The following is a 465-nucleotide window of genomic DNA, read 5'->3' as shown; positions in this document are numbered from 1 at the left end:
GCCCCTACCTCCCCCTCGTCGGACAGCACCGACGTCGTCGTGAACACCGTCGTCTCGGTGGGGCCGTAGCCGTTGATGATGCGTACTCCCGGTAGCAAGGCCCTGGTCCGCTCCACGACCCGAGATGTCAACGGTTCACCGATAAAGATGATGGTGTCGGCGGTGATGGGCAGGGCGGGGTGGTCGAGCACTTCGGCGAACACGGACGGCACCGTGCTGATCACACCCCCGGACCAGCCACCCTGTTCGGCGAGGACCAACACATCCCGCACCACCTCCACCGTCCCGCCCCCGTACAGGGTCGCGAACATCTCCAGGACAGAAACATCGAAGGCCGTCGAGGTACTCGCTAACACCCGGATAGGCCCGTCACCGCCCAACAGTGCCCCCACCGCGACAGCATGGTTGACCACGTTGCGGTGGGTGACCGCGACCCCCTTGGGACGGCCGGTCGAACCGGAGGTG

General features: G+C 66.0%; 1 protein-coding gene. It reads right to left on the bottom strand.

Going from position 1 to position 465, the window contains the following annotated elements; genetic code table 11:
* Positions 1–465, bottom strand: a 465-nt coding sequence (locus ACX4ZE_RS23085; RefSeq protein WP_480275568.1) for an AMP-binding protein, incomplete at both ends; no start/stop codon positions are given.

The organism is Nocardia sp. TBRC8007 (assembly GCF_056629435.1).
This window is presented reverse-complemented; position numbering and strand designations above follow the sequence as displayed.